General features: G+C 65.4%; 8 protein-coding genes and 1 rRNA gene. All 9 read right to left on the reverse strand.

Translation table 11 applies throughout. The features are described 5' to 3' along the window. Positions 1-26: 26 nt before the first annotated feature. A complete protein-coding gene (locus tag CH283_RS09555) occupies positions 27-974 on the reverse strand; it encodes a copper transporter (protein ID WP_094632063.1) in 948 nt (315 codons plus the stop codon). Further along, the gene (steA, locus tag CH283_RS09560; RefSeq protein WP_068051018.1) at positions 971-2,155 is read right to left on the reverse strand and encodes a putative cytokinetic ring protein SteA; all 1,185 of its coding nucleotides are present in this window, start codon (positions 2,153-2,155) and stop codon (positions 971-973) included. Before steA ends, CH283_RS09555 begins: the two co-directional genes overlap by 4 nt. An 84-nt stretch (positions 2,156-2,239) precedes the next feature. Next, a complete protein-coding gene (gene recN, locus CH283_RS09565; RefSeq protein WP_176460528.1) occupies positions 2,240-4,009 on the reverse strand; it encodes a DNA repair protein RecN in 1,770 nt (589 codons plus the stop codon). Between the two features lie 2 nt (positions 4,010-4,011). After that, a complete protein-coding gene (locus CH283_RS09570; RefSeq protein WP_094641569.1) occupies positions 4,012-4,977 on the reverse strand; it encodes an NAD kinase in 966 nt (321 codons plus the stop codon). Beyond that, positions 4,974-5,795, reverse strand: a complete 822-nt coding sequence (locus CH283_RS09575) for a TlyA family RNA methyltransferase (RefSeq protein ID WP_094641567.1) — start codon at positions 5,793-5,795, stop codon at positions 4,974-4,976. Before CH283_RS09575 ends, CH283_RS09570 begins: the two co-directional genes overlap by 4 nt. 1 nt (position 5,796) lies before the next feature. Continuing rightward, positions 5,797-6,039, reverse strand: coding sequence for a hypothetical protein (locus CH283_RS09580; protein ID WP_068050998.1), 243 nt, complete (start codon positions 6,037-6,039; stop codon positions 5,797-5,799). Between the two features lie 77 nt (positions 6,040-6,116). Then, positions 6,117-7,106 carry an HAD-IIA family hydrolase gene (locus CH283_RS09585; protein WP_094641565.1) on the reverse strand — a complete coding sequence of 330 codons (990 nt, stop codon included), beginning with the start codon at positions 7,104-7,106 and terminating at the stop codon, positions 6,117-6,119. Then, positions 7,103-7,984, reverse strand: coding sequence for a tetratricopeptide repeat protein (locus tag CH283_RS09590; protein ID WP_094641563.1), 882 nt, complete (start codon positions 7,982-7,984; stop codon positions 7,103-7,105). The genes CH283_RS09585 and CH283_RS09590 overlap by 4 nt, the downstream gene beginning before the upstream one ends. Positions 7,985-8,056: 72 nt before the next feature. Beyond that, positions 8,057-8,153: ribosomal RNA gene (gene rrf / locus CH283_RS09595) — 5S ribosomal RNA — on the reverse strand; the annotation flags it as partial.

The raw sequence follows: 8,153 nt of genomic DNA on the forward strand, positions 1-8,153 counted from the left end.
CAACGACACGCTCGTTCCGACGACGATCAGCTCGCCGGCGCTCCGACGGTCACGGCGTTCGCGTTCGCTCCGGTGCCGTAGCGGCCCGAGGCACCGTCCAGTTGCTCCGCCAGAGCGAGAACCGTGGTGATTCGCCCTGCTTCACGGTCGACGTTGTCGACTGTGCTGAGAGCGGACGACAGCGCCGAATCGGCTCGCACGACGGCGATGGAACCGTTGCCCTCTGCCGCGCCGGATCGGCCGGCCAGTACCGCGCCTGCACCACGTGAATCCAGAGCGCCCGCGAACCGCGCAACGATGGCACCGCGGTTACCGTCCTCCACGTCCGAGGTGCCGGAACCGGTGACGACCACTGCCAACTGAGCGGGCGCGACGGCACCGTTGTCGTACGCGATGAAGCCGCCACTGCGCAGCGTCTCCAGCGCCAGTGAGAGCTCCTCGGGAGTCGACTGCGGCTGGGCGGTCTCCGCGTTGAGCAGCAGTACCGAACCCAGCAGGTCTCCTGCCAGGCTGCCCTGGTCCACTGCTCCGGTGCGCAACTGAACACCGGCGGGAATGACGTTGGTCAGGCGGGTACGAAGATCGTCGCCGTTCGCAGCAGAGACGAAGGAATCGGTCAGCGACACCCGGCCGGTGACGGTGGCACCCGAAGCCCCGATCGACCGCGTGACTCCGTCCACGTCACCGGGATCTGCATCCGGAGTGGTGATGACCACGACGCTGCGATCGACCAACGTGTCTCGCAACACCCGGCCCGATACCGCAGCGTCGAATCCGTCGGCCGAGTTGAGCTGCTCACCGAGCTGGTTGTTGGTCGCCTGCAGATCGTCCACCTGAGTTTCGAGACCGGTCTTGTCGTCTCGGAGGCCCGATACCAGCCCGCTCGAGAGCAGACCCGAACCGAGCACGATGCCGATGGCCAGTGCCACGAAAACCGCGGCCAGCGAAATGGCATGTTGGCGAAGCGAAATCACGAAAGCAACCCCTGGAACCACAGAGCGAACCGGTTCCACAGATCGATTGCCCAATCCAACGCTTCACCGCCGATGTTGGACACAGCCAGCGCCACGATCACGGCAACGAGCGCAGCCAGAATCAACAGCGCGATCGCACCGCCGGACACACGGCTGCGGTACAGCGTCGCAACAGCTTTGGCGTCGACCAGCTTGGCCCCGACCTTCAGACGCGTCATGAACGCGGCCGGATTGGTGTTGCGTCGACCGCGATCGAAGAACTCGTCCAGGCTGGCCGGGCTACCGACCGACACGATGAGGGAGGCCCCGTGATGATCGGCCAACAACAGTGCGAGATCGGCAGCGGCACCGGTGGCCGGGAACGTCATGGCACCGATACCGAGATCCTGAATGCGCTCGAGTCCTTGCGCGTGGCCGTCGGAATCCGCTGGAAGCACTACCTCTGCACCGCATTTGAGCGTCTGCGCAGTGACGTCCTCGGGATCGCCGACGATCAGATCGGGGCGATGACCTGCCTTCATGGCGGTGTCGGCACCCGCGCCGACACCGATGATGACGGGCGAGTACTCCTTGATGAACGGCTTGAGGTTCTTCAGATCCTCGGCGTGCCCGGGACCGTCGGCGACGATCACGACATGGCGACCCTCGAGATCGATGTCGATGTCCGGCACACCGACGCCGTCGATGAGCAGCGGACTCTCGGTTCGGATGAACTCGATCGTGTTGCCCGAGAACGCTTCCAGATGGTCGACCAGACCCGTCTTGGCCTCGATCATCTTGTCCGAGATCTCGGCTTCGCTCTGCTCGTCGCCCTTCGCGAGGCGCCGATCACCGGTGTAGACACCGCCGTCGTTGAGACGAACCTTGGTTCCGTCCTTGATCTTCTTGAAGACCTCGGTGCCGGCCGAGTCGATCAAGATGATCCCGTTGGCCACGATGGCCTCGGGCCCCAGGTTCGGGTAGCGCCCGGAGATCGAGGGCGACGCGTTGACGACCGCGAGCACCCCTGCCTCGACGAGAGCATCAGCGGTCAGGCGGTCCAGGTCGAGCTCGTCGAGCACGACGATGTCACCGGGGCCGACCCGTTTCAGCAGCTTGGCCGTGTTGCGATCGACTCGCGCGATCCCGGTGATTCCGGGCAGCGAATCCTGACTACGTGACAGCAGAGCCGGCATCTTCATGAGAACCATGATGACCCGATCGACACGCCCGACGACGGAGGCGCGCCGAAACAACTACCACACTGATCACATCAGCACCAAAAGTTACAACGCTGCCCGATCGGCGTTTGCGGTGGCCAGCAGCTCCTCGGCATGCGCGCGACCGGTTTCCGTGTCGTCCAGACCCGCGAGCATTCTCGCGAGCTCGACGACGCGCTCCGACGACGACAGCGTCCGAACCCCGCTGTTCGCCGCACCCTTCTTCGCATCGGTCTTGTCGACCACCAGGTGGGTGTCGGCGAATGCTGCGACCTGAGGCAGGTGGGTGACCACGATGACCTGGTGTGTGCGCGCCAACCGGCCGAGTCGACGCCCCACCTCGACGGCCGCGCGACCACCCACTCCGGCGTCGACCTCGTCGAACACCATCGTCGCGCCCTTGTCCGAACCCGCCAGCACCACTTCGAGTGCCAACATCACCCGCGAGAGCTCACCGCCCGACGCACTCTTGCTGATCGGAAGAGCCTGGGCACCGTCGTGCGCGGACAGCCTGAACTCGACCTCGTCGACGCCATTGCTGCCCGCATGCAGTTCGGCCCCGTCCACGACGATCGGAGCCGTGTCGGACGGACCGGCGGGAAGTGCGCGAACATCGATCTGCAGCTTGGCTTTTCCCATGGCCAAACCCGCCAGCTCGACGCTGACCGCCTTCGAGAGCTTCACGGCGGCCTTGGCCCGAGCCGCGCTGAGCTTCGAAGCAGCTGCCGCGACGTCGACCGCAGCCGCGTCGACCTTGGCGCTCAACTCGGCGAGCGCATCGGCCGAGGTGTCGATGTGCGAGAGCCGCTCACGGGCCTCCTCCGCCCAGGCGATGACGCCGTCGACATCGGCGGCGTACTTGCGTGTCAACGACTTCAGCTCGGCCTGCCGGTTCAGGATCGAGTCGAGCGCGCCCGGATCGGACGGCAGATCCGTCAGGTACGAAGTGAGGTCTGCCCCGATGTCGCCCACGATCGCCATCGCGTCGTTCAGACGCGGCAGCAGCTCGGTCAGTGCTGCGTCCTCGGCATGTTCGAGGCGAGAGCGAGCCTCGCCCAGTAGATACAGCGCGGACGTCGTGTCCGACGCCTCCTCGGTACTCCCGACGAGCGCAGCCGAGGCACCTTCCGCGGTCTCACGCAGCGAATCGAGATCTCCCAGCCGACGCACATCCTCGGCCACGGAGCGATCCTCACCCGGCTCGGGGGCCAGGGAGTCGATCTCCTGGAGGCCGAACTGCAGCCGATCGGCTTCCTGCGCCAGCTCGCGACTGCGTTCGGTGCGGTCGATCAGCTCGTTGCGCGCGTCGAGCCACGCCTTACGCGCGGTGCGGTACTTCGAGACGAGGGACGCCACAGCATCCCCGGCGAATCTGTCCAGCGCGCCGAGTTGCTGATCGGGACGCAGCAGACGCAGCTGATCGTTCTGACCGTGCACCGTCAACAAGGAGTCGGTGAAGTTCGACAGCACCGATGCCGGCACACTGCGCCCACCGAGATGCGCACGAGAACGACCGTCCGAGTTGACGGTACGCACGGCGATGATCGAATTGTCCTCGTCCCGTTGACCTCCCGAAGACTCGAGCACCTTGTCGACGTCGTCGATCACCTGCTCCGACGCGGTGTCGGTACTGAATCGCCCCTCGACCACAGCACGCTGAGCGCCGAGCCGAACCCGGCCTGCGTCGGCGCGGGCACCCGACAACAGGTGCAAACTGGTGACCACCATGGTCTTACCGGCACCCGTTTCGCCGGTGAGTACGGTCAGCCCCTCGTGAAACTGTGCGCTGGCACCGGATATGACTCCGAGGCTGTCGATCCGAATCTCTTCGAGCATCCCTACCTCGCTCTCCCCCGCCACCCGGTCACGGGCAGTTCGAATTTCTTGACCATGCGATCGGCGAACGGTGCCGAATCGAGCCGAACCCACTTGATCGGTGACACTCCCCGAACCACCTCGACGCGAGCGCCGGCAGGCAGGCTCAATGTGCGCCTGCCATCGCAGAATACGAATCCCGCGTGACCGCCGGCATCGATCTCGATCGCAACGATCGACTCGGGACTGGTGACCAGTGGACGTGCGAACAGAGCATGAGCGTTGCTCGGAATGACCAATATCGCTTCGAGCTCGGGCCAGACCACAGGCCCTCCAGCCGAGAACGCGTAGGCCGTCGAGCCCGTAGGTGTGGAGACCAGGACGCCGTCGCACCCGAAAGCCGACACCGGTCGACCGTCGACTTCGAGGACCACCTCGAGCACTCCGAGCCGTGACCCGTTCTCGATGCTGGCCTCGTTCAGTGCCCAACCACGATCGACCACCTGGTCGCCGACGCGAATCGCAATGTCCAGTGTCATGCGTTGCTCGATGCGGTAGTCCCCGGCGATGACGCGGGCCAGCGCATCTTCGAGATGGTCGGCTTCGGCCTCCGCCAGGAACCCGACATGGCCGAGGTTGATGCCGAGCACCGGTATGGACGCTCCTCGCGCGAGTTCGGCTGCGCGCAGGAAGGTCCCGTCACCGCCGAGAACCAGGACCATTTCACAACCGGCGGCCGCGTCCGGTCCGAACTCGACGACGTTCAGTTTCATGTCAGCGACGAACACGTGATCGTGTTCCTCGGTATCGGAGGCTTCGATCTTCGACGGCTCGACCTCGTCCACGAGCACGCGAAGGCAGATGCCCACTTCGTCGAACACCTTGCCCACGCGGCGCGCGGTTTCGGCGATGTCCGGTCGACCAGGATGGGCGACGAGAAGAATCTCTCGAGTCGACTCCCGTTCCGGTGCTGCGTGGGACGGAGTCACTGTGGTCCTTCCTCGATCGCGAGCCGGACGAGTTCCGTGATGTCTGCGCGAGGCGAGTCCTCGTCTGCACCTGCCCTCAGCCACAAAAAGTACTCGACGTTGCCCGACGGCCCCGGCAGCGGGCTCGCCGCCACCGCGCGAACACTGAGCTCCAAGCCGACGGCCGCGTTCGCGACATCCTCCACGGCCTCGGCTCGCAGTGCCGGATCTCGCACCACGCCACCGGAACCCACGCGATCCTTGCCGACCTCGAACTGCGGTTTGACCATCAACACCATGTCGGTACCCGGCTTCGAGCATGCGACGAATGCGGGAAGAACCAGCTTCAACGAGATGAACGACAGATCTGCGACGATGACGTCGACAGGTCCGCCGATCGTGTCGGCGTCTATCGACCGGACGTTGGTGCGGTCGATCACGTGAACGCGGTCGTCGGACTGCAGACGCCACACCAGCTGCCCGTATCCCACATCAACGGCGACGACCTCACGCACTCCTCGACTGAGAAGAACGTCGGTGAACCCGCCGGTGGACGCACCGGCGTCCAGGCAACGGGCCTGCTCGACGGTCAACCCGAGCGGCTCGAAGGCGTCGAGGGCACCGAGCAACTTGTGCGCCCCGCGGGAGGCCCACGAGATCTCGTTGTCTTCTTCGGCCACCAACAGCGGTGTGCCCGGCTCCACCGCGGTAGCGGGCTTCGAGGCCACCGTCCCGGCGATCTTCACCCGGCCCGCTTCGATCAACTCCGAAGCGTGCTCGCGAGATCGGGCGAGTCCACGACGAACCAGTTCGGCGTCGACACGTGCGCGACGAGCCATGTCAGGTCTTGTCGACGGTGTTCAGGGCACGAACGAGTACTTCGTGCGCTCGGTCGAGCAGACTCGCGTCGCGCGCCAAGGCCTCGGAGTCCACGGCCTCGGATCCCTCGTCGTCCGCCGACTCGATGGTGAGCTGATTCAACAGCGAACCGACCTCGGTGCGAATAGTGTCCGGATCTGCCGACGACTCGTCGACGACACCGCTCGGCCGGTGCTGTCCTGGTAGTGGAATAGGCGCGCTCATCGCCTCTCACGCTATCGGATGGGTCCGACGAACGCCCGATCGCCGCCGCTCGCCGAACGCTGCTGTCGAACGCAGCGTCAACAGCCGAGTAGCGAACGCAGATCGCCGAGTCGATCTCCCTCGAAGCGAACATCCGAGAACGTCGAACCGGACCAGGCGACGTGCAGTGTGGCGAGCGCCCCCTCGAACGCATCCGGCTCACCGTCCCCGCTGTACTGCACGGACAGCACCTCGTTCTCGATGCCGACCGTCCAATCGGTCTTGCTGCCGACGCTCGACGACATCTCGTCCTTGTTGAGGACTCCGAGATCGGGGCCGATGTGAGTGGGGCGCAAATGCCGAGGAGCATGCAACAACTCCGCAGCGGTACTCACGCCGGTCAATACCAGCAGCGACGGTAGATCGATTTCGTTCGCTCCGGCGATGTCGGTGTCGAGTCTGTCTCCGACGACCAGTGCCGAACGTGCTCCGCTGCGCTCGATGGCGTCGTGCATGATCGGGGCGGCGGGCTTGCCTGCCACGATCGGCTCGATCTCGGTGGCGTTGCGAACCGCTGCGACCATCGAGCCGTTCCCCAGAACGAGTCCCCGCTCGGTCGGCAGGGTTGCGTCGATGTTCGTTGCCACCCACAGTGCACCTGCACGGATGGCGAGGACAGCCTCGGCCAGCATCTTCCAGCCTGTATCGACCGAGTGACCCTGCACCACTGCGACCGGACGGTCATCGGCAGAGCGGACCGGCTCGAGACCAACTTTGGTGATCTCGTTCGCCAACGCGTCGGTGCCGACGACGAGCACGCGGGAACCTGGGTCCAATTTGTCCGCCAACACACGGGCACCGGCCTCGGAACTGGTGACGACGAACTCTGCCGTGGTGTCGAACCCGAGACCACGCAGATGTTCGGCAACGTCCTCAGGGGCACGACTGGCATTGTTGGTGACGAAGTACTGCTTTTCCGTACCACCCGACAGCGCTTCCACTGCACCGGGAACGGGGTCCTTGCCTGCGTACACGGTGCCGTCGAGGTCGAGCAGCAGAACGTCATGGAGCTCGCGCAGCGCGGTCACTGACCGCCTCCGGACAACTCCTCGACCCGCTCTTCTGCATCGGTCTCACCATCGACATCGGCTGCAGCGGCATTGAGGAACCACTTCACACCCTCGTCGACGCGACCCGCCGCAACCAGCGCATCTGCGTAGACGTAGAACAGGCGAGCGGCAGCCGTGCCCGAGCGCGACGCGTCGAGATCAGGGGTCTGCAGCGTGACGACGGCCTGGTCGTACTGGTTCAGATCCATTCGGGCACCTGCCACGACGATCCGAAGCTCCGACGCTTCCTCTCCGGTCAACTCACGAGCCTCGTCACTGCGACCGAGTTCGATGGCGCGCTCGGGGCGTCCGAGTCCGCGCTCGCAGTCGGCCATCACAGCGATCAGGCCCGGTCCGCCAGCCATGCGCCGGGCAGCGCGAAGCTCGGACAACGCTTCGGCCCACTCACCGGCGTGGTATGCCGCGATACCTGCGGTTTCACGCACTACGGCGATGCGGCCGGCGCGCTGACGAGCAGCGCGCGCATGCAGCAGCGCCAACTGCGGATCGTCGTCGAGCAGCCTGCTGGTCATCACGAGGTGACGCGCGACGGCGGTTGCGTTGTTCTTGTCCAAGCTCAACAGGTCTCGACGCACTGCTGGTTCGAGCTGTCCGGCCTCGACCTCATCGGGTAGATCCGGCTCCTCGGGACGCGGGGGTCGACGGTCCGACGGTGCGCTGTTTCCGCGGCGATCGCCGGAGAACCCACCTTCACCGCCACGCCTGCGGGGAGGACCGTCCGAACGACGCGGGTCTCCGCGGCGGTCCTGAGCGCGGGGATTGCGGTCTCGGGACTCGCTCGGGCGGTTGCCGCCGTCCCCACGGGACGGGCGACGATCGTTGTTGTCTTCCGACACGGGCGTCCTTTCGGATTTCGGTACAAACGCAAAAAGGGGACCCACCAAGTGGGTCCCCTTCTTACAACGGGTGTTCGGCGGTGTCCTACTCTCCCACACCCTGTCGAGTGCAGTACCATCGGCGCTGGAGGGCTTAGCTTCCGGGTTCGGAATGGGACCGGGCGTTTCC

The organism is Rhodococcus sp. 05-2254-2 (assembly GCF_002259095.1).
Taxonomy (GTDB): Bacteria; Actinomycetota; Actinomycetes; order Mycobacteriales; family Mycobacteriaceae; genus Rhodococcoides.